The following is a 25434-nucleotide window of genomic DNA, read 5'->3' on the forward strand; positions in this document are numbered from 1 at the left end:
TTCTTGTTTAATGAAAGGTGATTGCGAAGTTGAAAGATGCATTTGTTGAAAAAGTAGATGACTTTGTAAAGCAGCATGATGTATTAAAGAAACATTCAACAATTGTTGTAGGGGTTTCTGGTGGTCCTGACTCTTTGGCTCTTTTATATTATTTGTTAGAAAAAAGGGCAGAAAAACAGCTAGAAATTGTAGTAGCACATGTGGACCATATGTTTAGAGGCAATGAATCTTATGAGGATTTACAGTTTGTACAGGGTCTTTGCAAAGAGCTAGGAGTTATTTGTGAAACGCTAAGGATTAATGTGTCGCAATATCAACAGCAATATGGAATGAATGCACAAGTTGCAGCTAGAGAATGCAGATATGCATTTTTGGAAAGAATAATGAAGAAATATGCTGCGAGATATGTAGCTCTTGGTCACCATGGAGATGATCAAGTAGAGACGATTTTAATGCGCCTTGTACGAGGGAGTACTCCGAAAGGATACGCAGGAATTGCAGTGAAGCGATCTTTTCATAATGGATATTTAATTAGGCCGTTACTTGGGGTAACTAAGGAAGAAATTGTTGATTACTGTAATAAATTAAAAGTTATTCCGCGTATAGATCCGAGTAATAAAAAAGAAGTATATACAAGGAATCGATTACGTAAATATGTCCTTCCTTATTTGAAAGAAGAAAATCCACAAATGCATGAGAAATTTCAAAAATTTAGCGTGCAGATGCAAGAGGATGAGGCTTATTTGCAGGAATTAGCTTTTGAGAAAATGAATAAAGTAATTACAAAAAAAAGCGATAAACAAATTAGCTTATCAATTCCTGCCTTTGAATCCATGTCTATGCCTTTACAAAGAAGAGGGATTCAACTAATATTAAACTATCTTTATGAATATAAGATTCCATCTTCGCTTTCTTCTATACATATTGACAAGGTGATTGAATTTTTTAAGCGGGCACAACCTTCAGGTTCACTAGATTTTCCAGGTGGTTTGAAAATTGTTCGCACATACGAAGAATGTGGTTTTGGATTTAAACAAGAAATTGTTTCTCCTTTTTCGCAAGATTTATCAGTACCTGGGACAATTATATTGCCGAATGGGGATAAACTTGTAACAGAGGTGAGCGAAGATATACCGAGTAACATGAATGAAACAGTATTTGTTGCTAAGTATAATGATATATCGTATCCACTTCGTATTCGGTCTAGGGAAAATGGAGATCGCATGTCAATGCAAGGTATGGATGGTACAAAAAAGATAAAAGCTGTTTTTATCGAAGCGAAAGTACCAAAAGAAAAAAGAGAAGAATGGCCGATCGTCTGTGACGCAAGTGGAAATATTATTTGGGTACCCTTGTTGAAACGATCTGCGTTTGCTACTTCGAAAGAGCTAGCAAAGAAGGGTAAATACATGATTATTCACTACAAAAGCAAGGAGTCTTCCGGGAGGATAATGAAATGATGAATCAAGATATCGAAAAAGTATTAATTTCTGAAGAACAAATACAAGAAAAGGTGCACGAACTAGGTGCAGTTATTGCAGAGGATTACAAAAATACAGTACCTCTTGCGATTGGTGTACTAAAGGGTGCAATGCCATTTATGGCAGATTTATTAAAGAGAACAGATACATATCTTGAAATGGATTTTATGGCTGTATCTAGCTACGGTCACTCTACAGTTTCGACAGGCGAAGTAAAAATCTTAAAAGATCTTGATACTTCGGTAGAAGGTCGCGATATTTTAATCGTTGAAGATATTATTGATAGCGGTCTTACACTAAGCTATTTAGTGGACCTGTTTAAATATCGTAAAGCGAAATCTGTAAAAATTGTTACTTTATTAGATAAGCCAACAGGCCGTAAGGTTGATCTGAAAGCAGATTATGTTGGATTTACTGTTCCTCATGAATTTGTTGTAGGATATGGATTAGATTATAAAGAGCAGTACCGTAATCTTCCTTATGTAGGAGTATTAAAACCAAGTGTTTACTCAAATTAATTAAATATAGGCGTTACAATTGTATAGGAAATTTTTTTTATGTTACGATTTACTATAGTGTTTATGCCGTGAGAGGAGGTTAGGAATGAATCGTATCTTCCGTAATACCATCTTTTATTTACTGATATTCTTAGTAGTAATTGGAATCGTGAGCTATTTTAATGGTTCGACGCAAAAAACGACATCAGTTAGCTACGATAAATTTATTACTCAACTTGAAAAAGGTGAAGTGCGTAATGTGCAGCTTCAACCGAAAAATGGTGTGTTTGAGGTAAAGGGACAATTCAAGACTTCTAGCCAAGGAGAACAATTTGTTACTTATGCACCAAATACTGAGGAATTACAAAAGAAAATTAATGATAAAGCGCAAGGGGCTGAAGTTAAGTATCAACCAGCAGAAGAAACAAGTGCTTGGGTAACGTTCTTTACTTCTATCATTCCGTTTGTCATTATCTTCATTTTATTCTTCTTCTTATTAAACCAAGCTCAGGGCGGCGGTAGCCGTGTTATGAACTTCGGGAAAAGTAAGGCGAAGCTATACAATGATGAAAAGAAAAAAATTCGTTTCAGAGATGTTGCTGGAGCGGATGAAGAGAAACAAGAACTTGTTGAGGTAGTTGAATTCTTGAAAGACCCTCGTAAGTTCGCTGAAGTTGGTGCCCGTATTCCAAAGGGTGTTCTATTAGTGGGACCTCCAGGTACAGGTAAAACTTTACTAGCACGTGCTGTTGCAGGTGAAGCGGGCGTTCCGTTCTTCTCTATTAGTGGTTCTGACTTCGTAGAGATGTTCGTCGGTGTCGGTGCATCCCGTGTACGTGATTTATTTGAAAATGCAAAGAAAAATGCTCCTTGTATCATTTTCATTGATGAAATTGATGCAGTAGGACGTCAACGTGGCGCGGGTCTTGGCGGTGGTCATGATGAGCGTGAACAAACGTTGAACCAATTGCTTGTTGAAATGGATGGATTCGGTGCAAACGAAGGTATTATTATCATCGCTGCGACAAACCGTCCTGATATTCTTGATCCAGCGTTATTACGTCCAGGTCGTTTTGACCGTCAAATTACAGTAGATCGTCCAGATGTAAATGGTCGTGAAGCTGTACTTAAGGTACACGCTCGTAATAAACCGCTTGATGAGAATGTCAACTTAAGAGCAATTGCAACTCGTACACCAGGATTCTCTGGTGCCGATCTTGAAAACTTATTAAACGAAGCTGCTTTAGTAGCTGCGCGTCAAGATAAGAAGAAAATTGATATGAGTGACATCGATGAAGCGACGGATCGTGTTATTGCAGGTCCAGCTAAGAAAAGTCGTGTTATCTCTGAAAAAGAACGTAATATCGTTGCATTCCATGAGGCTGGCCATACTGTAATTGGTGTTGTCCTTGATGAAGCAGATATCGTTCATAAAGTAACAATTGTCCCTCGTGGTCAAGCTGGTGGATATGCGGTAATGCTTCCGAAGGAAGATCGTTACTTCATGACAAAACCAGAGTTACTTGATAAAATCACTGGTTTACTTGGTGGTCGAGTAGCTGAGGAGATTGTATTTGGTGAAGCAAGTACAGGTGCTCACAACGACTTCCAACGTGCGACTGGTATTGCAAGACGTATGGTTACAGAATTCGGGATGAGTGATAAACTTGGACCGATGCAATTTGGTAGCTCACAAGGTGGTCAGGTATTCTTAGGAAGAGACTTCCATTCAGAACAAAACTACAGTGATGCAATCGCGCATGAAATTGATGTGGAAATGCAAATAATTATTAAAGACTGTTATGCTCGTGCGAAACAAATTCTTACTGAAAAACGAGATAAGCTTGATATTATCGCGAAAACGTTACTTGAAGTAGAAACATTAGATGCAGAGCAAATTAATCATTTATATGATTATGGCAGATTACCTGAGCGTCCAACATCTTCAGATGATGTGAAAGTAAACATCAATATGAAGAAAGATGATGAAGATACAGAAGATAAGTAAGAAAAAAAGGAGTGACAATAGTCGCTCCTTTTTTTGTGGAATGAATTTAAGTGGCAAAAAAATTGAATGAAACTATTATTAAAAATTGAAATAGAGAGTAATCTTTTTGTACAATGATGAGTATAGAAAAACTGATTATATAAGTATGTGTGATATGATGTTTTTATAAGTTTTATACATACTGCGCAAATATAGATTAAATAAGATAAGTGGTGAGAATATGATTTTTGTATTGGATGTAGGGAACACAAATGCGGTACTAGGTGTGTTTGAAGAGGGGGAACTTCGTCAGCATTGGCGCATGGAAACAGATCGTCATAAAACAGAAGATGAGTATGGGATGCTTGTAAAGCAGTTACTTGAGCATGAAGGTCTTTCTTTTGAAGATGTGAAAGGTATTATTGTGTCTTCAGTCGTACCGCCAATTATGTTCGCTTTAGAGCGTATGTGTGAAAAGTATTTTAAAATTAAACCGCTTGTAGTGGGGCCTGGGATAAAAACTGGCTTGAATATTAAATATGAAAATCCACGTGAAGTAGGCGCGGACCGAATTGTAAATGCAGTAGCAGGAATCCACTTATATGGAAGTCCGCTTATTATTGTTGATTTTGGTACGGCTACTACATATTGTTATATTAACGAAGAGAAGCATTATATGGGTGGCGTCATTACGCCAGGAATTATGATTTCGGCAGAGGCTTTATATAGCAGGGCAGCAAAGCTTCCTCGTATTGAAATTACAAAACCGGGTAGTGTTATCGGGAAGAATACAGTAAGTGCAATGCAATCAGGTATTCTTTATGGATACGTTGGACAAGTGGAAGGTATTGTTAAGCGTATGAAGGAAGAAGCTAAGCAAGAACCGAAAGTTATTGCAACAGGTGGATTAGCAAAATTAATTTCAGAAGAATCAAATGTAATTGATATTGTAGATCCGTTTTTAACGTTAAAAGGTTTGTATATGTTATATGAGCGTAATGCAAATTTACAACATGAGAAGGGTGAATAAATAAGTATGAAAGATTATTTAGTAAAAGCGTTAGCGTTTAATGGAGAGGTTCGTGCTTATAGTGTACGTACAACAAATACAGTGAGTGAGGCGCAAAAGCGTCATGATACATGGAGAACAGCTTCAGCGGCACTTGGTCGTTCTTTAACTGCGGGTACAATGATGGGTGCTATGTTAAAAGGCGAGCAGAAGTTAACGATTAAAGTAGAGGGTAACGGCCCGATTGGTCCTATCTTAGTCGATGCTCATGCAAATGGGGATGTACGTGGTTATGTAACGAATCCGCATGTTGATTTTGAAGGAACGGAACAAGGGAAATTACGTGTATATCAAGCGGTAGGTACAGAAGGATTTGTAACGGTAATTAAAGATATCGGTATGCGTGAACCGTTTATTGGTCAATCTCCCATTGTTTCAGGAGAACTAGGGGAAGATTTCACATATTATTTCGCGGTTTCTGAGCAGACACCTTCTTCTGTAGGTGTTGGTGTTCTTGTAAATGGAGATGATAGCGTATTAGCGGCGGGTGGATTCATTCTTCAAATTATGCCAGGTGCGCAGGAAGAAACAATTTCATTTATTGAAGAGCGTCTTCAACAAATCCCGCCAGTATCACAATTAATCGAACAAGGTCTTTCTCCAGAAGAATTACTGTATGAAGTGCTTGGAGAAGATAAAGTGAAAGTGCTAGAAACAATGGATGTTCAATTTAATTGTACATGTTCACGCGAGCGTATTGAAAGTGTGCTAATTAGTTTAGGTAAAGCGGAGTTAGAACAAATTCGTGCAGAAGAAGAAGAGACGGAAGTTCACTGTCACTTCTGTAATGAACGACATAAATTCACTAAAGAAGATATTACAAGTCTAATTGAGAACCTGTAATAAAGAAGTTTAGGTGGAGAATCAGCCGCCCAAATGGATTGACAAACAGGGAATTTTCTGACAAAATCTAAATATAGATAAAACCAATAAAAATACTCGGTGTTAGGAGTGACAGGAATGCGAGTGGCACAATCAGTTTCAGAATTAATCGGGAAAACGCCGATCGTTAAGTTGAACCGCATCGTAGAATCAGACAGCGCAGATGTATACTTAAAATTAGAATTTATGAATCCGGGGAGCAGTGTTAAAGATCGTATCGCGTTAGCTATGATTGAAGATGCTGAAAATAAAGGATTATTAAAAGAGGGCGATACAATCATTGAGCCGACAAGTGGTAACACAGGTATTGGCTTAGCGATGGTAGCAGCTGCTAAAGGATATAAGGCAATTTTAGTAATGCCAGAAACAATGAGTATTGAGCGTCGTAATTTATTACGCGCTTACGGTGCTGAATTAGTATTGACTCCAGGACCTGAAGGAATGGGTGGAGCAATTCGAAAGGCAACTGAATTAGCAGAAGAACATGGGTACTTTATACCGCAACAGTTCCAAAATCAAGCGAATCCAGAAATCCATCGTATAACAACAGGTCCAGAAATTGTTGAACAGATGGGGGATCAATTAGATGCGTTTATCGCAGGTATTGGTACAGGTGGAACAATTACAGGTGCCGGTGAAGTGCTGAAAGAAGCTTATAAAGATATCAAAATTTACGCGGTAGAACCTGCGGATTCACCAGTATTATCTGGTGGAAAGCCAGGACCACATAAGATCCAAGGAATTGGAGCGGGGTTTGTTCCGGAGACATTGGATGTAGAGGTATATGATGAAATTATTCAAGTGAAAACGGAGCAAGCGTTCGAATATGCGAGAAGAGTGGCTAAAGAAGAAGGTATTTTAGTTGGTATCTCTTCGGGAGCAGTCGTTTATGCAGCGACAGAAGTTGCGAAGAAATTGGGTAAAGGGAAAAAGGTACTTGTTATTATCCCAAGTAACGGTGAACGTTATTTAAGTACACCACTTTATCAATTTGAGTCATAAGTGAATGTGATTTGAAAAGCATCCTTAAAAAAGGATGCTTTTTCTTTTTTGATTGGAAAAAGGAAAAGAGTGAATGACTAGAAAACTTCATGTAAAATAAGAAGTAGTATAATTAATTTATTTTCACTAGCCCTCAAGTATAATCATTCTCTATATAAATAATTTTATGTGGTTTGAGTTGATTGGCTTAAGAGGGTGGGATAACAGAAGACGGGGTGTTGATATGCAACGAAGAAAATCTTTAGCGCTTTCTATTCCATATCAGTTAGATTTCTTTAAGCAATATAAATTTCTTTCTCAGGATAAGCCGCAACATATTTTGTTAGAAAGTGGACGTGGTGGTCGTTATAATATTGTTGGGCTGGATCCAGTAGCGGTAATTCAGGGTAAGAATGAGACGTTACATATAAGTGAAAGTGGTAAGGAAACAATAAAGCGAGGGAATCCATTAGATTTAATGCAAGCGTATATGGAGAAATGGACAACGGATTATAATCCGGAGTACCCACCTTTTCAGGGTGGGGCAATTGGATACTTTAGTTATGATTGTATCCGTTATATTGAAAAACTTTCTTCTCTTGCGAAGGATGATATTAATATACCTGACATATTCTTTTTGTTATTTGATGACGTGTTTGTGTATGATCAACAGGAGAGAGTATTATGGATTATTACGCATTATGTAGATGAGTGTGAAGAGGCAGAAGAACGATTAAATGAATGGAAGGGTCTTTGGATGAAAGAAGCCCCCGAAGTGACTATGCCGTTTGAATCTCCTGAAAAGAAAAATGAAGCAGTCGCTTTTACGGAAGAGGGCTTTATGAAGGCCGTTGAACGTATTCAAGAATATATTGGAGCGGGTGATGTGTTTCAAGTAAACTTGTCGACAAGACAAGAAAGAACATTACAAACGCATCCACTAGAAATATATACAAGTCTTCGTGAAATTAATCCATCTCCATATATGGGTTACTTGGAGTTTGGAGATTTTCAAATTGTTAGTGCTTCGCCTGAATTGCTAATTAAAAAGCAAGGAAAAGAAGTGAGTACAAGACCGATTGCTGGTACGCGCTCTCGAGGAGCAAGTGAGCAAGAGGATGAAGAATTAGCGAAAGAATTAATTGAAAATGAAAAGGAAAGAGCAGAGCATGTAATGCTTGTGGATTTAGAACGAAATGACTTGGGCCGGGTTTGTAAATATGGCACTGTTGAAGTAGATGAATTTATGATAATTGAAAAATACTCACACGTTATGCATATTGTTTCTAATGTGCGTGGTGAGGTGGAAGCAGATAAAGATGCTTTCGATTTGGTGAAGGCTGTATTTCCTGGTGGGACAATTACCGGTGCCCCGAAAATACGTACGATGGAAATTATTGAAGAATTAGAACCTGTTCGCCGAGGAATTTATACAGGGTCAATTGGTTGGATTGGTTATTCTGGAGATACGGAATTGAATATTATAATTCGAACACTACTTGCTAAAGATGGACAAGCGCATGTGCAAGCTGGAGCGGGTATTGTAATTGATTCAAATCCAAAAAATGAATATAAAGAGTCGTTAAAAAAAGCAATCGCTTTATGGCGTGCAAAAGAAAGTAGCGAAGAAACGGTTAGGTGAGAGAAATGATATTAATGATTGATAATTATGATTCTTTTACATTTAATTTAGTGCAGTTTCTTGGAGAACTTGGACAAGAGCTTGTTGTTAGGCGTAATGATGAAGTGACTATTTCGGATATTGAGAATATGAAACCGGATTTTTTAATGATTTCGCCAGGTCCATGTAGTCCTAATGAGGCGGGAATCAGTATGGATGTTATTAAATATTTTGCAGGTAAGCTTCCGATTTTTGGGGTCTGTCTTGGACATCAATCAATTGCACAAGTATTTGGAGGGGATGTTGTCAGGGCAGAGCGTTTGATGCATGGAAAAACATCTTTAATGCATCATGATGGGCAGACGATTTTTTCTGATATCCCAAATCCATTTACCGCGACACGTTATCACTCTCTTATCGTTAAAAAAGAGACGTTACCGAATTGTTTAGAGATAACATCTTGGACTGAAGAAGGTGAAATTATGGCGCTTCGTCATAAAACGTTGCCGATTGAAGGGGTACAATTCCATCCGGAATCTATTATGACTTCTCACGGGAAAGAATTGCTACAGAATTTCATTCGCAAATATAGCCCAAGTGTGACATCGTGTTAATTTACGTAAATGGCGCGTATGTAGAAGCGAGTGAAGCGAAAATTTCTCCTTATGACCACGGTTACCTATATGGACTTGGGGTTTTTGAGACATTTCGTATTTATAATGGTCATCTCTTTTTATTGGATGATCATTATGAACGCTTAATGGATGCGCTCGATATATTGCAAATCAAATGGACAATGACAAAAGATGAAGTGATGCTTATTTTAAAGAATCTACTTGTTAAGAATGGGTTAAAGCATGCATATGTGCGCTTAAATGTATCGGCGGGTATAGATGAAATAGGATTACAAACGGAAGTATATGAAGAACCGTCTGTTATTGTTTTTATAAAACCTTTAGCAGCTCCAGGGAATGTAGTGGAAAAAGAAGGAGTTATTTTAAAGCAAGTGAGAAATACACCAGAGGGTGCATTTCGCTTGAAGTCCCATCATTATTTAAATAATATTTTAGGGAAACGCGAAATTGGAAATGTTGTGAATAAGGAAGGTATTTTTCTTACTGAAACAGGTTATGTTGCAGAGGGTATTGTTTCGAATCTCTTTTTTGTTAAAGGAGATATTTTATATACTCCTTCATTAGAAACAGGGATTTTAAACGGAATCACTCGTGCGTTTATTATAAAGGCTGCTGAAGAGCTAGATATAGAAGTAAAGGAAGGTTTCTTTACAAAAGATGAATTGCTTTCAGCGGATGAAGTGTTCGTAACGAACTCTATTCAAGAGATTGTCCCCCTTTATCGTATAGAGGAGAAAGATTTCCCGGGTAAAGTGGGAGTGGTTACAAAAAGACTTATGGATCTTTATGGAGTGCAGAGAGAGAAATTGTGGAGCAGAAATGAATTGCGAAGAGGAGATGTGTAGTTTGAAGTGGGATTATGATTTGCGCTGCGGCGAATATACATTGAACTTAAATGAAAAGACATTAATTATGGGGATTTTAAATGTAACGCCAGATTCATTTTCTGATGGTGGGAGTTACAACGAAGTAGATGCTGCGGTGCGACATGCGAAAGAAATGAAAAGTGAAGGTGTCCATATTATTGATATTGGCGGCGAATCTACCCGTCCGGGTTTCGCTAAAGTTTCAGTAGAAGAGGAAATAAAGCGAGTTGTTCCAATGATTCAGGCAGTGTCAAAAGAAGTAAAGCTACCTATTTCTATTGATACGTATAAAGCTGAGGTTGCGAAACAAGCGATTGAAGCTGGTGCTCATATTATTAATGATATTTGGGGAGCGAAGGCGGAACCGAGGATTGCTGAAGTTGCAGCCTATTATGATGTGCCTATTATCTTAATGCATAACCGAGATAATATGAATTACCGCAATTTAATAGCCGATATGATTGCTGATTTGTATGAAAGTATTAAAATTGCTAAAGATGCTGGTGTGCGAGATGAGAATATTATTTTAGACCCAGGTATCGGTTTTGCGAAAACACCTGAGCAAAATTTAGAAGCGATGCGCAATTTAGAACAGTTAAATGTACTGGGTTACCCAGTTCTCTTAGGTACTTCAAGAAAGTCCTTTATTGGCCATGTGTTAGATTTACCAGTGGAGGAACGTCTTGAAGGAACGGGAGCTACCGTTTGTCTTGGTATTGAAAAGGGCTGTGAGTTTATCCGTGTTCATGATGTGAAAGAAATGGCGCGTATGGCTAAGATGATGGACGCGATGATTGGTAAGGGGGTAAAGTAATTGGATAAAATTTATATCCATGATATGGAGTTTTACGGTTATCATGGTGTATTCCCAGAAGAGAATAAATTAGGTCAGAGATTTAAAGTAGATTTAACGGTGGAGTTGGATTTAAAACGCGCAGGAGAAAGTGACGACTTAGAGCATTCTGTCAATTACGGGGAACTTTTTGAGCTGTGTAGAAAAGTTGTTGAAGATAGAACGTATAAGCTTGTAGAGAGTATCGCTGAAAATATCGCTACAGATATATTGAAACAATATGAGAGTATTTCACGGTGTACAATTAAGGTAATTAAACCGGATCCGCCGATACCAGGACATTATCGTGCTGTAGCGGTAGAAATTACGAGAGAGCGTCCATGAATAATATAGCGTACATTGCATTAGGTTCCAATATTGGGGAGCGTTATACTTATTTAACTGAAGCAATTCAGTTTTTAAATAAAAACCAGCATATCCAAGTTGATGATGTTTCGTCTGTATATGAAACTGATCCGGTTGGCTATACTGACCAAAATTGCTTTTTAAATTTAGTTATAAAAATTTCTACCAATTTATCACCGCAAGAATTATTGAAAGTAACACAAAGGGTAGAGAATGACCTAGGAAGAAAAAGGGAAATTAGATGGGGCCCGAGGACCATCGACCTTGACATTTTACTATATAATCAAGAAAATATTGAAGCAGAGAATCTTATTGTTCCGCATCCGCGGATGTTCGAAAGAGCTTTTGTTATCGTTCCGTTGTTAGAAATCAATCAAGATATAAAACAAGACATTTCACGTTCACAAGTAGAAGAAATGAAAAGGCGAGAGGGAGTAACGGTATGGAAGCAGAAAAATGGGGAAGACGCATTCGTGCTTTTCGAAAGCTAAAAGGCTATACGCAAGAAGGTTTTGCGAAAGAATTAGGGGTATCTGTATCGGTTTTAGGTGAAGTTGAGAGGGGCAATAGATCACCTTCCCAAGATTTTGTAGTAGAAGTCGCTAAAACATTAAACGTTTCAATAGACGAATTGATGCCAAAGTGACCGTAAAGGAAGGAGTAAGTCGGGTGTTAAAGATTGCAAATATTGAGATGAAAAATCCAGTTGTACTAGCACCGATGGCGGGAGTGTGTAACTCTGCATTCCGTTTGACGGTAAAAGAATTTGGTGCAGGTTTAGTTTGTGCTGAAATGGTAAGTGATAAGGCAATATTACTTAATAACAAAAGAACATTAGATATGTTATATATCGATGAGAGAGAAAAGCCATTAAGTTTACAAATTTTTGGTGGAGAGAAAGAAACTCTTGTAGATGCTGCGAAATACGTAGATAAATATACGACAGCAGACATTATTGATATTAATATGGGGTGCCCAGTACCAAAAATCACTAAGTGTGATGCAGGAGCAAAGTGGCTTTTAGACCCAAATAAAATATATGAGATGGTAGCGGCGGTTGTAGATGCTGTTGAAAAGCCAGTTACAGTTAAAATGCGTATTGGTTGGGATGAAGAACATATTTTCGCAATAGAAAATGCTAGAGCTGTTGAGCGTGCTGGTGGACAAGCGATAGCTGTTCATGGGCGTACACGAGTGCAAATGTATGAAGGTAAAGCGGATTGGAATATTATTAAACAAGTAAAGCAGGCTGTAAATATTCCGGTTATCGGAAATGGTGATGTCGAAACACCACAAGATGCAAAGCGTATGCTTGATGAAATTGGTGTAGATGGTGTTATGATTGGTCGCGCTGCTCTTGGAGATCCGTGGATGATTTATCGTACGGTAAAGTATTTAGAGACAGGTGAGTTAATGCCGGAACCAACAGTGCGTGAGAAAATTGATGTATGTATGTTGCATCTAGATCGTCTTATCGATTTAAAGAACGAAAATGTTGCCGTAAGAGAGATGAGAAAGCATGCAGCTTGGTATTTAAAAGGTGTTCGTGGTAATGCGAGTGTGCGTAATGGTATCAATACTTGCGACACACGTGAAGACCTTGCGAATGTATTAGGTGCATTTGTAGAAGAAGTAGAAGCGAAACAACAAACAATTTATGTTGGTTAATAAGGGGGCATAGGAGATTGACATTCTTCTATACACTTCCTATAATTACGTGAAAGAAAGAAGAACTGCCAGTTAGTTGCTGGCAGTTTTTCTAGTTGAGTAGAAAATGCTATACTGTATATATTGTAAAAATTAATAGAGCTGGAGTGATATTAATATCATGGATAACATGAACCACGAAGAATTAAACGACCAATTGCTTGTTCGTCGTGAAAAGCTACATAATTTACGTGAGCAAGGAATCGATCCGTTCGGTAAACGATTTGAACGCACAAATTCAACAACTGACTTAGTAAGTCTATATGGAGAATTCTCTAAAGAAGAATTAGAAGAGAAAGAAATCACTGTTTCTATCGCTGGTCGTATTATGACAAAACGCGGTAAAGGAAAAGCGGGATTTGCGCATATTCAAGATTTACAGGGGCAAGTTCAAATTTATGTTCGTAAAGATACTGTTGGAGATGAAGAGTACGAGTTATTTACGACAGCAGATTTAGGTGACTTAGTAGGTATTGAAGGTAAAGTGTTCAAAACAAACGTTGGAGAACTTTCAGTAAAAGCAATAGGATTTACACTTTTAACGAAATCCCTTCGTCCATTACCGGATAAATACCATGGATTAAAAGATGTTGAACAACGCTATCGTCAACGTTACTTGGATTTAATTACAAGTATGGAAAGCCGTGAAACGTTCGTTACCCGTAGTAAAATCATTCGTGAAATGAGAAGATATTTAGATGACAACGGTTATCTTGAAGTGGAAACGCCTATGATGCACGCGATTGCAGGTGGAGCGTCTGCTCGTCCTTTCACTACACACCATAATGCGTTAGATATGGAATTATATATGCGTATCGCAATTGAACTTCATTTAAAACGTCTTATTGTGGGTGGATTAGAAAAGGTTTATGAGATCGGCCGTGTATTCCGTAATGAGGGTGTATCAACTCGTCATAACCCTGAGTTTACGATGATTGAATTATATGAAGCGTACGCTGATTATAATGATATTATGAAACTAACAGAAAATATGGTTGCTCATATCGCGAAAAAAGTATTGGGTACAACAACAATCCAATATGGTGATTATGAAATTAATCTAGAGCCAGAATGGACACGTCTTCATATGGTAGATGCAATTAAGCAACACTCTGGAGCAGATTTCTGGAATCCAATGAGTGTAGAAGAAGCGCGTGAACTTGCAAAAGAACATAATGTGGAAATTAAGAATACAATGGAAGTTGGTCATATTATTAATGAGTTCTTCGAACAAAAAGTAGAAGATAAATTAATCCAACCAACATTTATTTACGGTCATCCGGTAGAAATTTCGCCACTTGCGAAAAAGAATGACGAAGATCCACGATTCACAGATCGTTTCGAGTTATTTATCGTTGCGCGTGAACATGCAAATGCATTCACTGAGTTAAATGATCCAATCGATCAAAAAGAACGTTTTGAAGCTCAACTAAAAGAGCGCGAGCAAGGTAATGACGAAGCTCACATGATGGATGATGATTATATCGAAGCTCTTGAGTACGGTATGCCTCCTACGGGTGGGTTAGGAATCGGTATTGATCGTCTTGTTATGTTATTAACAAACGCACCATCTATTCGTGACGTACTATTATTCCCAGCTATGCGCCATAAACAAGACTAAGCTTTGGAGATTTCTCCAAAGCTTTTTTTATTTCTTTATTTGAGGGGAGAGAAACCTTCTATTAAAAGGAAAGCGAGATTATTGCTCGTTAAGTGGATGCCAGATTAAAAAACTATACTTATATAGAAGAAAGTTGCTGTTTTTATGCTTTTTTACTAAGTTAAAAATTTTATTAGAAAAACTATTGCATTTCATTTTTCTACATGATATATTAATAACCGTCGCTGATGCGGAAACGCAGAAAACGACAAAAAAGAAATTGAAAAACTTAGTTGACATCGAAAAATGAAGATGTTAACATAAGGAAGTCGCAAATGAGCGACTAAGTAGTTCTTTGAAAACTGAACGAAACAAACAACGTAAACGTCAATTTTTATTTTTAGATGCTAGACAAACTAACTTTATTGGAGAGTTTGATCCTGGCTCAGGATGAACGCTGGCGGCGTGCCTAATACATGCAAGTCGAGCGAATGGATTAAGAGCTTGCTCTTATGAAGTTAGCGGCGGACGGGTGAGTAACACGTGGGTAACCTACCCATAAGACTGGGATAACTCCGGGAAACCGGGGCTAATACCGGATAATATTTTGAACTGCATAGTTCGAAATTGAAAGGCGGCTTCGGCTGTCACTTATGGATGGACCCGCGTCGCATTAGCTAGTTGGTGAGGTAACGGCTCACCAAGGCGACGATGCGTAGCCGACCTGAGAGGGTGATCGGCCACACTGGGACTGAGACACGGCCCAGACTCCTACGGGAGGCAGCAGTAGGGAATCTTCCGCAATGGACGAAAGTCTGACGGAGCAACGCCGCGTGAGTGATGAAGGCTTTCGGGTCGTAAAACTCTGTTGTTAGGGAAGAACAAGTGCTAGTTGAATAAGCTGGCACCTTGACGGTACCTAACCAGAAAGCCACGGCTAACTACGTGCCAGCAGCCGCGGTAATACGTAGGTGGCAAGCGTTATCCGGAATTATTGGGCGTAAAGCGCGCGCAGGTGGTTTCTTAAGTCTGATGTGAAAGCCCACGGCTCAACCGTGGAGGGTCATTGGAAACTGGGAGACTTGAGTGCAGAAGAGGAAAGTGGAATTCCATGTGTAGCGGTGAAATGCGTAGAGATATGGAGGAACACCAGTGGCGAAGGCGACTTTCTGGTCTGTAACTGACACTGAGGCGCGAAAGCGTGGGGAGCAAACAGGATTAGATACCCTGGTAGTCCACGCCGTAAACGATGAGTGCTAAGTGTTAGAGGGTTTCCGCCCTTTAGTGCTGAAGTTAACGCATTAAGCACTCCGCCTGGGGAGTACGGCCGCAAGGCTGAAACTCAAAGGAATTGACGGGGGCCCGCACAAGCGGTGGAGCATGTGGTTTAATTCGAAGCAACGCGAAGAACCTTACCAGGTCTTGACATCCTCTGAAAACTCTAGAGATAGAGCTTCTCCTTCGGGAGCAGAGTGACAGGTGGTGCATGGTTGTCGTCAGCTCGTGTCGTGAGATGTTGGGTTAAGTCCCGCAACGAGCGCAACCCTTGATCTTAGTTGCCATCATTAAGTTGGGCACTCTAAGGTGACTGCCGGTGACAAACCGGAGGAAGGTGGGGATGACGTCAAATCATCATGCCCCTTATGACCTGGGCTACACACGTGCTACAATGGACGGTACAAAGAGCTGCAAGACCGCGAGGTGGAGCTAATCTCATAAAACCGTTCTCAGTTCGGATTGTAGGCTGCAACTCGCCTACATGAAGCTGGAATCGCTAGTAATCGCGGATCAGCATGCCGCGGTGAATACGTTCCCGGGCCTTGTACACACCGCCCGTCACACCACGAGAGTTTGTAACACCCGAAGTCGGTGGGGTAACCTTTATGGAGCCAGCCGCCTAAGGTGGGACAGATGATTGGGGTGAAGTCGTAACAAGGTAGCCGTATCGGAAGGTGCGGCTGGATCACCTCCTTTCTATGGAGAATTGATGAACGCAGTTCATCAATAAACGTTGACTTGTTTTGTTTCGTTCAGTTTTGAGAGAACTATCTCTCAAGTTTAAATGTATGTTCTTTGAAAACTAGATAACAGTGTAGCTCATATTTTTTTAATTTTAGTTTGGTTAAGTTAGAAAGGGCGCACGGTGGATGCCTTGACACTAGGAGTCGATGAAGGACGGGACTAACGCCGATATGCTTCGGGGAGCTGTAAGTAAGCTTTGATCCGAAGATTTCCGAATGGGGAAACCCACTATACGTAATGGTATGGTATCCTTACCTGAATACATAGGGTATGGAAGACAGACCCAGGGAACTGAAACATCTAAGTACCTGGAGGAAGAGAAAGCAAATGCGATTTCCTGAGTAGCGGCGAGCGAAACGGAATCTAGCCCAAACCAAGAGGCTTGCCTCTTGGGGTTGTAGGACATTCTATACGGAGTTACAAAGGAACGAGGTAGACGAAGCGACCTGGAAAGGTCCGTCACAGAGGGTAATAACCCCGTAGTCGAAACTTCGTTCTCTCTTGAATGTATCCTGAGTACGGCGGAACACGTGAAATTCCGTCGGAATCTGGGAGGACCATCTCCCAAGGCTAAATACTCCCTAGTGATCGATAGTGAACCAGTACCGTGAGGGAAAGGTGAAAAGCACCCCGGAAGGGGAGTGAAAGAGATCCTGAAACCGTGTGCCTACAAATAGTCAGAGCCCGTTAATGGGTGATGGCGTGCCTTTTGTAGAATGAACCGGCGAGTTACGATCCCGTGCGAGGTTAAGCTGAAGAGGCGGAGCCGCAGCGAAAGCGAGTCTGAATAGGGCGTTTAGTACGTGGTCGTAGACCCGAAACCAGGTGATCTACCCATGTCCAGGGTGAAGTTCAGGTAACACTGAATGGAGGCCCGAACCCACGCACGTTGAAAAGTGCGGGGATGAGGTGTGGGTAGCGGAGAAATTCCAATCGAACCTGGAGATAGCTGGTTCTCCCCGAAATAGCTTTAGGGCTAGCCTTAAGTGTAAGAGTCTTGGAGGTAGAGCACTGATTGAACTAGGGGTCCTCATCGGATTACCGAATTCAGTCAAACTCCGAATGCCAATGACTTATCCTTAGGAGTCAGACTGCGAGTGATAAGATCCGTAGTCAAGAGGGAAACAGCCCAGATCGCCAGCTAAGGTCCCAAAGTGTGTATTAAGTGGAAAAGGATGTGGAGTTGCTTAGACAACTAGGATGTTGGCTCAGAAGCAGCCACCATTTAAAGAGTGCGTAATAGCTCACTAGTCGAGTGACTCTGCGCCGAAAATGTACCGGGGCTAAATACACCACCGAAGCTGCGAATTGATACCAATGGTATCAGTGGTAGGGGAGCGTTCTAAGTGCAGTGAAGTCAGACCGGAAGGACTGGTGGAGCGCTTAGAAGTGAGAATGCCGGTATGAGTAGCGAAAGACGGGTGAGAATCCCGTCCACCGAATGCCTAAGGTTTCCTGAGGAAGGCTCGTCCGCTCAGGGTTAGTCAGGACCTAAGCCGAGGCCGACAGGCGTAGGCGATGGACAACAGGTTGATATTCCTGTACCACCTCTTTATCGTTTGAGCAATGGAGGGACGCAGAAGGATAGAAGAAGCGTGCGATTGGTTGTGCACGTCCAAGCAGTTAGGCTGATAAGTAGGCAAATCCGCTTATCGTGAAGGCTGAGCTGTGATGGGGAAGCTCCTTATGGAGCGAAGTCTTTGATTCCCCGCTGCCAAGAAAAGCTTCTAGCGAGATAAAAGGTGCCTGTACCGCAAACCGACACAGGTAGGCGAGGAGAGAATCCTAAGGTGTGCGAGAGAACTCTGGTTAAGGAACTCGGCAAAATGACCCCGTAACTTCGGGAGAAGGGGTGCTTTCTTAACGGAAAGCCGCAGTGAATAGGCCCAAGCGACTGTTTAGCAAAAACACAGGTCTCTGCGAAGCCGTAAGGCGAAGTATAGGGGCTGACACCTGCCCGGTGCTGGAAGGTTAAGGAGAGGGGTTAGCGTAAGCGAAGCTCTGAACTGAAGCCCCAGTAAACGGCGGCCGTAACTATAACGGTCCTAAGGTAGCGAAATTCCTTGTCGGGTAAGTTCCGACCCGCACGAAAGGTGTAACGATTTGGGCACTGTCTCAACCAGAGACTCGGTGAAATTATAGTACCTGTGAAGATGCAGGTTACCCGCGACAGGACGGAAAGACCCCGTGGAGCTTTACTGTAGCCTGATATTGAATTTTGGTACAGTTTGTACAGGATAGGCGGGAGCCATTGAAACCGGAGCGCTAGCTTCGGTGGAGGCGCTGGTGGGATACCGCCCTGACTGTATTGAAATTCTAACCTACGGGTCTTATCGACCCGGGAGACAGTGTCAGGTGGGCAGTTTGACTGGGGCGGTCGCCTCCTAAAGTGTAACGGAGGCGCCCAAAGGTTCCCTCAGAATGGTTGGAAATCATTCGTAGAGTGCAAAGGCATAAGGGAGCTTGACTGCGAGACCTACAAGTCGAGCAGGGACGAAAGTCGGGCTTAGTGATCCGGTGGTTCCGCATGGAAGGGCCATCGCTCAACGGATAAAAGCTACCCCGGGGATAACAGGCTTATCTCCCCCAAGAGTCCACATCGACGGGGAGGTTTGGCACCTCGATGTCGGCTCATCGCATCCTGGGGCTGTAGTCGGTCCCAAGGGTTGGGCTGTTCGCCCATTAAAGCGGTACGCGAGCTGGGTTCAGAACGTCGTGAGACAGTTCGGTCCCTATCCGTCGTGGGCGCAGGAAATTTGAGAGGAGCTGTCCTTAGTACGAGAGGACCGGGATGGACGCACCGCTGGTGTACCAGTTGTTCTGCCAAGGGCATAGCTGGGTAGCTATGTGCGGAAGGGATAAGTGCTGAAAGCATCTAAGCATGAAGCCCCCCTCAAGATGAGATTTCCCATAGCGTAAGCTAGTAAGATCCCTGAAAGATGATCAGGTTGATAGGTTCGAGGTGGAAGCATGGTGACATGTGGAGCTGACGAATACTAATAGATCGAGGACTTAACCATATAATATGAAGCGCTGTTATCTAGTTTTGAAAGAATATAAAAAACTTATTGACTTTCAAAAGTAAATAAGTTATAATAATTCTTGTCTTAAATGAATACAGTCTGGTAATGATGGCAGAGAGGCCACACCCGTTCCCATACCGAACACGGAAGTTAAGCTCTCTAGCGCCGATGGTAGTTGGGACCTTGTCCCTGTGAGAGTAGGACGTTGCCAGGCAATTCGGAGGATTAGCTCAGCTGGGAGAGCACCTGCCTTACAAGCAGGGGGTCGGCGGTTCGATCCCGTCATCCTCCACCATTTAGCCGACTTAGCTCAATTGGTAGAGCAACTGACTTGTAATCAGTAGGTTGGGGGTTCAAGTCCTCTAGTCGGCACCAGTTTTTATTGCAAGAGCCATTAGCTCAGTTGGTAGAGCATCTGACTTTTAATCAGAGGGTCGAAGGTTCGAATCCTTCATGGCTCACCATTTTAATGAAATATGCGGGTGTGGCGGAATTGGCAGACGCACTAGACTTAGGATCTAGCGCCTTTGGCGTGGGGGTTCGACTCCCTTCACCCGCACTTTTAATAAAATAACTCAAACATGTCTTGCGGAAGTAGTTCAGTGGTAGAATACAACCTTGCCAAGGTTGGGGTCGCGGGTTCGAATCCCGTCTTCCGCTCCAATTTTCAGTATGACATGCCGGGGTGGCGGAACAGGCAGACGCACAGGACTTAAAATCCTGCGGTGGGTGACCACCGTGCGGGTTCGACCCCCGCCCTCGGCACCATATGCGCCCGTAGCTCAATTGGATAGAGCGTTTGACTACGGATCAAGAGGTTAGGGGTTCGACTCCTCTCGGGCGCGTTTTCTTTCGGGAAGTGGCTCAGCTTGGTAGAGCACCTGGTTTGGGACCAGGGGGTCGCAGGTTCAAATCCTGTCTTCCCGATACTTGTTTGGGGCCTTAGCTCAGCTGGGAGAGCGCCTGCCTTGCACGCAGGAGGTCAGCGGTTCGATCCCGCTAGGCTCCACCAAAAAAGTTCTTTGAAAACTGAACGAAACAAACAACGTAAACGTCAATTTTTATTTTTAGATGCTAGACAAACTAACTTTATTGGAGAGTTTGATCCTGGCTCAGGATGAACGCTGGCGGCGTGCCTAATACATGCAAGTCGAGCGAATGGATTAAGAGCTTGCTCTTATGAAGTTAGCGGCGGACGGGTGAGTAACACGTGGGTAACCTACCCATAAGACTGGGATAACTCCGGGAAACCGGGGCTAATACCGGATAATATTTTGAACTGCATAGTTCGAAATTGAAAGGCGGCTTCGGCTGTCACTTATGGATGGACCCGCGTCGCATTAGCTAGTTGGTGAGGTAACGGCTCACCAAGGCGACGATGCGTAGCCGACCTGAGAGGGTGATCGGCCACACTGGGACTGAGACACGGCCCAGACTCCTACGGGAGGCAGCAGTAGGGAATCTTCCGCAATGGACGAAAGTCTGACGGAGCAACGCCGCGTGAGTGATGAAGGCTTTCGGGTCGTAAAACTCTGTTGTTAGGGAAGAACAAGTGCTAGTTGAATAAGCTGGCACCTTGACGGTACCTAACCAGAAAGCCACGGCTAACTACGTGCCAGCAGCCGCGGTAATACGTAGGTGGCAAGCGTTATCCGGAATTATTGGGCGTAAAGCGCGCGCAGGTGGTTTCTTAAGTCTGATGTGAAAGCCCACGGCTCAACCGTGGAGGGTCATTGGAAACTGGGAGACTTGAGTGCAGAAGAGGAAAGTGGAATTCCATGTGTAGCGGTGAAATGCGTAGAGATATGGAGGAACACCAGTGGCGAAGGCGACTTTCTGGTCTGTAACTGACACTGAGGCGCGAAAGCGTGGGGAGCAAACAGGATTAGATACCCTGGTAGTCCACGCCGTAAACGATGAGTGCTAAGTGTTAGAGGGTTTCCGCCCTTTAGTGCTGAAGTTAACGCATTAAGCACTCCGCCTGGGGAGTACGGCCGCAAGGCTGAAACTCAAAGGAATTGACGGGGGCCCGCACAAGCGGTGGAGCATGTGGTTTAATTCGAAGCAACGCGAAGAACCTTACCAGGTCTTGACATCCTCTGAAAACTCTAGAGATAGAGCTTCTCCTTCGGGAGCAGAGTGACAGGTGGTGCATGGTTGTCGTCAGCTCGTGTCGTGAGATGTTGGGTTAAGTCCCGCAACGAGCGCAACCCTTGATCTTAGTTGCCATCATTAAGTTGGGCACTCTAAGGTGACTGCCGGTGACAAACCGGAGGAAGGTGGGGATGACGTCAAATCATCATGCCCCTTATGACCTGGGCTACACACGTGCTACAATGGACGGTACAAAGAGCTGCAAGACCGCGAGGTGGAGCTAATCTCATAAAACCGTTCTCAGTTCGGATTGTAGGCTGCAACTCGCCTACATGAAGCTGGAATCGCTAGTAATCGCGGATCAGCATGCCGCGGTGAATACGTTCCCGGGCCTTGTACACACCGCCCGTCACACCACGAGAGTTTGTAACACCCGAAGTCGGTGGGGTAACCTTTATGGAGCCAGCCGCCTAAGGTGGGACAGATGATTGGGGTGAAGTCGTAACAAGGTAGCCGTATCGGAAGGTGCGGCTGGATCACCTCCTTTCTATGGAGAATTGATGAACGCAGTTCATCAATAAACGTTGACTTGTTTTGTTTCGTTCAGTTTTGAGAGAACTATCTCTCAAGTTTAAATGTATGTTCTTTGAAAACTAGATAACAGTGTAGCTCATATTTTTTTAATTTTAGTTTGGTTAAGTTAGAAAGGGCGCACGGTGGATGCCTTGACACTAGGAGTCGATGAAGGACGGGACTAACGCCGATATGCTTCGGGGAGCTGTAAGTAAGCTTTGATCCGAAGATTTCCGAATGGGGAAACCCACTATACGTAATGGTATGGTATCCTTACCTGAATACATAGGGTATGGAAGACAGACCCAGGGAACTGAAACATCTAAGTACCTGGAGGAAGAGAAAGCAAATGCGATTTCCTGAGTAGCGGCGAGCGAAACGGAATCTAGCCCAAACCAAGAGGCTTGCCTCTTGGGGTTGTAGGACATTCTATACGGAGTTACAAAGGAACGAGGTAGACGAAGCGACCTGGAAAGGTCCGTCACAGAGGGTAATAACCCCGTAGTCGAAACTTCGTTCTCTCTTGAATGTATCCTGAGTACGGCGGAACACGTGAAATTCCGTCGGAATCTGGGAGGACCATCTCCCAAGGCTAAATACTCCCTAGTGATCGATAGTGAACCAGTACCGTGAGGGAAAGGTGAAAAGCACCCCGGAAGGGGAGTGAAAGAGATCCTGAAACCGTGTGCCTACAAATAGTCAGAGCCCGTTAATGGGTGATGGCGTGCCTTTTGTAGAATGAACCGGCGAGTTACGATCCCGTGCGAGGTTAAGCTGAAGAGGCGGAGCCGCAGCGAAAGCGAGTCTGAATAGGGCGTTTAGTACGTGGTCGTAGACCCGAAACCAGGTGATCTACCCATGTCCAGGGTGAAGTTCAGGTAACACTGAATGGAGGCCCGAACCCACGCACGTTGAAAAGTGCGGGGATGAGGTGTGGGTAGCGGAGAAATTCCAATCGAACCTGGAGATAGCTGGTTCTCCCCGAAATAGCTTTAGGGCTAGCCTTAAGTGTAAGAGTCTTGGAGGTAGAGCACTGATTGAACTAGGGGTCCTCATCGGATTACCGAATTCAGTCAAACTCCGAATGCCAATGACTTATCCTTAGGAGTCAGACTGCGAGTGATAAGATCCGTAGTCAAGAGGGAAACAGCCCAGATCGCCAGCTAAGGTCCCAAAGTGTGTATTAAGTGGAAAAGGATGTGGAGTTGCTTAGACAACTAGGATGTTGGCTCAGAAGCAGCCACCATTTAAAGAGTGCGTAATAGCTCACTAGTCGAGTGACTCTGCGCCGAAAATGTACCGGGGCTAAATACACCACCGAAGCTGCGAATTGATACCAATGGTATCAGTGGTAGGGGAGCGTTCTAAGTGCAGTGAAGTCAGACCGGAAGGACTGGTGGAGCGCTTAGAAGTGAGAATGCCGGTATGAGTAGCGAAAGACGGGTGAGAATCCCGTCCACCGAATGCCTAAGGTTTCCTGAGGAAGGCTCGTCCGCTCAGGGTTAGTCAGGACCTAAGCCGAGGCCGACAGGCGTAGGCGATGGACAACAGGTTGATATTCCTGTACCACCTCTTTATCGTTTGAGCAATGGAGGGACGCAGAAGGATAGAAGAAGCGTGCGATTGGTTGTGCACGTCCAAGCAGTTAGGCTGATAAGTAGGCAAATCCGCTTATCGTGAAGGCTGAGCTGTGATGGGGAAGCTCCTTATGGAGCGAAGTCTTTGATTCCCCGCTGCCAAGAAAAGCTTCTAGCGAGATAAAAGGTGCCTGTACCGCAAACCGACACAGGTAGGCGAGGAGAGAATCCTAAGGTGTGCGAGAGAACTCTGGTTAAGGAACTCGGCAAAATGACCCCGTAACTTCGGGAGAAGGGGTGCTTTCTTAACGGAAAGCCGCAGTGAATAGGCCCAAGCGACTGTTTAGCAAAAACACAGGTCTCTGCGAAGCCGTAAGGCGAAGTATAGGGGCTGACACCTGCCCGGTGCTGGAAGGTTAAGGAGAGGGGTTAGCGTAAGCGAAGCTCTGAACTGAAGCCCCAGTAAACGGCGGCCGTAACTATAACGGTCCTAAGGTAGCGAAATTCCTTGTCGGGTAAGTTCCGACCCGCACGAAAGGTGTAACGATTTGGGCACTGTCTCAACCAGAGACTCGGTGAAATTATAGTACCTGTGAAGATGCAGGTTACCCGCGACAGGACGGAAAGACCCCGTGGAGCTTTACTGTAGCCTGATATTGAATTTTGGTACAGTTTGTACAGGATAGGCGGGAGCCATTGAAACCGGAGCGCTAGCTTCGGTGGAGGCGCTGGTGGGATACCGCCCTGACTGTATTGAAATTCTAACCTACGGGTCTTATCGACCCGGGAGACAGTGTCAGGTGGGCAGTTTGACTGGGGCGGTCGCCTCCTAAAGTGTAACGGAGGCGCCCAAAGGTTCCCTCAGAATGGTTGGAAATCATTCGTAGAGTGCAAAGGCATAAGGGAGCTTGACTGCGAGACCTACAAGTCGAGCAGGGACGAAAGTCGGGCTTAGTGATCCGGTGGTTCCGCATGGAAGGGCCATCGCTCAACGGATAAAAGCTACCCCGGGGATAACAGGCTTATCTCCCCCAAGAGTCCACATCGACGGGGAGGTTTGGCACCTCGATGTCGGCTCATCGCATCCTGGGGCTGTAGTCGGTCCCAAGGGTTGGGCTGTTCGCCCATTAAAGCGGTACGCGAGCTGGGTTCAGAACGTCGTGAGACAGTTCGGTCCCTATCCGTCGTGGGCGCAGGAAATTTGAGAGGAGCTGTCCTTAGTACGAGAGGACCGGGATGGACGCACCGCTGGTGTACCAGTTGTTCTGCCAAGGGCATAGCTGGGTAGCTATGTGCGGAAGGGATAAGTGCTGAAAGCATCTAAGCATGAAGCCCCCCTCAAGATGAGATTTCCCATAGCGTAAGCTAGTAAGATCCCTGAAAGATGATCAGGTTGATAGGTTCGAGGTGGAAGCATGGTGACATGTGGAGCTGACGAATACTAATAGATCGAGGACTTAACCATATAATATGAAGCAACGTTATCTAGTTTTGAAGGAATATACCTTCATCAGTTTGGTGATGATGGCAGAGAGGTCACACCCGTTCCCATACCGAACACGGAAGTTAAGCTCTCTAGCGCCGATGGTAGTTGGGACCTTGTCCCTGTGAGAGTAGGACG

The 25434-nt window shown here is 43.2% G+C and carries 15 protein-coding genes, 9 tRNA genes and 6 rRNA genes; all 30 read left to right on the forward strand.

Annotation, left to right across the window (positions count from 1 at the left end):
• The first annotated feature begins 29 nt into the window (after positions 1-29).
• Positions 30-1460: a tRNA lysidine(34) synthetase TilS gene (tilS, locus tag JFU23_RS15915; RefSeq protein ID WP_085308571.1), complete on the forward strand. Its 1431-nt coding sequence runs from the start codon at positions 30-32 to the stop codon at positions 1458-1460.
• A complete protein-coding gene (hpt, locus tag JFU23_RS15920; protein WP_002124550.1) occupies positions 1457-1999 on the forward strand; it encodes a hypoxanthine phosphoribosyltransferase in 543 nt (180 codons plus the stop codon). The genes tilS and hpt overlap by 4 nt, the downstream gene beginning before the upstream one ends.
• A gap of 85 nt (positions 2000-2084) precedes the next feature.
• Entirely contained in the window at positions 2085-3986 is a 1902-nt protein-coding gene (ftsH, locus tag JFU23_RS15925; protein ID WP_002091565.1) for an ATP-dependent zinc metalloprotease FtsH, read from the forward strand.
• Between the two features lie 220 nt (positions 3987-4206).
• Positions 4207-4995, forward strand: a complete 789-nt coding sequence (locus tag JFU23_RS15930) for a type III pantothenate kinase (RefSeq protein ID WP_002009692.1) — start codon at positions 4207-4209, stop codon at positions 4993-4995.
• 6 nt (positions 4996-5001) lie between these two features.
• Positions 5002-5877: a redox-regulated molecular chaperone HslO gene (hslO, locus tag JFU23_RS15935; protein ID WP_085308575.1), complete on the forward strand. Its 876-nt coding sequence runs from the start codon at positions 5002-5004 to the stop codon at positions 5875-5877.
• A gap of 117 nt (positions 5878-5994) precedes the next feature.
• A complete protein-coding gene (gene cysK, locus JFU23_RS15940) occupies positions 5995-6918 on the forward strand; it encodes a cysteine synthase A (protein WP_002130221.1) in 924 nt (307 codons plus the stop codon).
• Between the two features lie 223 nt (positions 6919-7141).
• A complete protein-coding gene (gene pabB / locus JFU23_RS15945) occupies positions 7142-8539 on the forward strand; it encodes an aminodeoxychorismate synthase, component I (RefSeq protein WP_201032245.1) in 1398 nt (465 codons plus the stop codon).
• 5 nt (positions 8540-8544) lie between these two features.
• Positions 8545-9132 carry an aminodeoxychorismate/anthranilate synthase component II gene (pabA, locus tag JFU23_RS15950; RefSeq protein ID WP_002029312.1) on the forward strand — a complete coding sequence of 196 codons (588 nt, stop codon included), beginning with the start codon at positions 8545-8547 and terminating at the stop codon, positions 9130-9132.
• Positions 9126-9998, forward strand: a complete 873-nt coding sequence (gene pabC, locus JFU23_RS15955) for an aminodeoxychorismate lyase (RefSeq protein WP_002091560.1) — start codon at positions 9126-9128, stop codon at positions 9996-9998. Before pabA ends, pabC begins: the two co-directional genes overlap by 7 nt.
• Positions 9973-10833: a dihydropteroate synthase gene (gene folP / locus JFU23_RS15960; RefSeq protein ID WP_201032246.1), complete on the forward strand. Its 861-nt coding sequence runs from the start codon at positions 9973-9975 to the stop codon at positions 10831-10833. The genes pabC and folP overlap by 26 nt, the downstream gene beginning before the upstream one ends.
• Complete coding sequence (folB, locus tag JFU23_RS15965; RefSeq protein ID WP_000358063.1) at positions 10834-11196, forward strand: dihydroneopterin aldolase; 363 nt, start codon at positions 10834-10836, stop codon at positions 11194-11196. It abuts the gene before it with no gap.
• Positions 11193-11708 (forward strand): 2-amino-4-hydroxy-6-hydroxymethyldihydropteridine diphosphokinase, encoded by a 516-nt coding sequence (gene folK, locus JFU23_RS15970; protein ID WP_002138868.1) that lies wholly within the window; start codon positions 11193-11195, stop codon positions 11706-11708. The genes folB and folK overlap by 4 nt, the downstream gene beginning before the upstream one ends.
• The gene (locus JFU23_RS15975; RefSeq protein ID WP_002009706.1) at positions 11660-11863 is read left to right on the forward strand and encodes a helix-turn-helix domain-containing protein; all 204 of its coding nucleotides are present in this window, start codon (positions 11660-11662) and stop codon (positions 11861-11863) included. The genes folK and JFU23_RS15975 overlap by 49 nt, the downstream gene beginning before the upstream one ends.
• Positions 11864-11886: 23 nt before the next feature.
• Positions 11887-12885: a tRNA dihydrouridine synthase DusB gene (gene dusB, locus JFU23_RS15980; RefSeq protein ID WP_002009708.1), complete on the forward strand. Its 999-nt coding sequence runs from the start codon at positions 11887-11889 to the stop codon at positions 12883-12885.
• A 160-nt stretch (positions 12886-13045) separates the two neighbouring features.
• Positions 13046-14545, forward strand: coding sequence for a lysine--tRNA ligase (gene lysS, locus JFU23_RS15985; RefSeq protein WP_002009709.1), 1500 nt, complete (start codon positions 13046-13048; stop codon positions 14543-14545).
• Between the two features lie 401 nt (positions 14546-14946).
• Positions 14947-16498, forward strand: a 16S ribosomal RNA gene (locus JFU23_RS15990).
• Positions 16499-16644: 146 nt separating this feature from the next.
• Positions 16645-19566, forward strand: a 23S ribosomal RNA gene (locus tag JFU23_RS15995).
• A 101-nt stretch (positions 19567-19667) separates the two neighbouring features.
• Positions 19668-19783, forward strand: a 5S ribosomal RNA gene (gene rrf, locus JFU23_RS16000).
• A gap of 5 nt (positions 19784-19788) precedes the next feature.
• A tRNA-Val gene (locus tag JFU23_RS16005) sits at positions 19789-19864 on the forward strand.
• 4 nt (positions 19865-19868) lie between these two features.
• Positions 19869-19944 (forward strand) — tRNA-Thr (locus JFU23_RS16010).
• A 13-nt stretch (positions 19945-19957) separates the two neighbouring features.
• Positions 19958-20033, forward strand: a tRNA-Lys gene (locus JFU23_RS16015).
• 14 nt (positions 20034-20047) lie between these two features.
• Positions 20048-20128 (forward strand) — tRNA-Leu (locus tag JFU23_RS16020).
• Between the two features lie 29 nt (positions 20129-20157).
• A tRNA-Gly gene (locus tag JFU23_RS16025) sits at positions 20158-20232 on the forward strand.
• 16 nt (positions 20233-20248) lie between these two features.
• Positions 20249-20337: transfer RNA gene (locus JFU23_RS16030), tRNA-Leu, on the forward strand.
• A 3-nt stretch (positions 20338-20340) separates the two neighbouring features.
• Positions 20341-20414, forward strand: a tRNA-Arg gene (locus tag JFU23_RS16035).
• A gap of 8 nt (positions 20415-20422) precedes the next feature.
• Positions 20423-20496 (forward strand) — tRNA-Pro (locus tag JFU23_RS16040).
• A 9-nt stretch (positions 20497-20505) separates the two neighbouring features.
• A tRNA-Ala gene (locus tag JFU23_RS16045) sits at positions 20506-20581 on the forward strand.
• Between the two features lie 77 nt (positions 20582-20658).
• Positions 20659-22210: ribosomal RNA gene (locus JFU23_RS16050) — 16S ribosomal RNA — on the forward strand.
• Positions 22211-22356: 146 nt separating this feature from the next.
• Positions 22357-25278: ribosomal RNA gene (locus JFU23_RS16055) — 23S ribosomal RNA — on the forward strand.
• A 49-nt stretch (positions 25279-25327) separates the two neighbouring features.
• Positions 25328-25434 (forward strand): 5S ribosomal RNA (gene rrf / locus JFU23_RS16060); the annotation flags it as partial.

The organism is Bacillus sp. TH50 (assembly GCF_016650565.1).
Classification (GTDB): Bacteria; Bacillota; Bacilli; order Bacillales; family Bacillaceae_G; genus Bacillus_A; species Bacillus_A mycoides.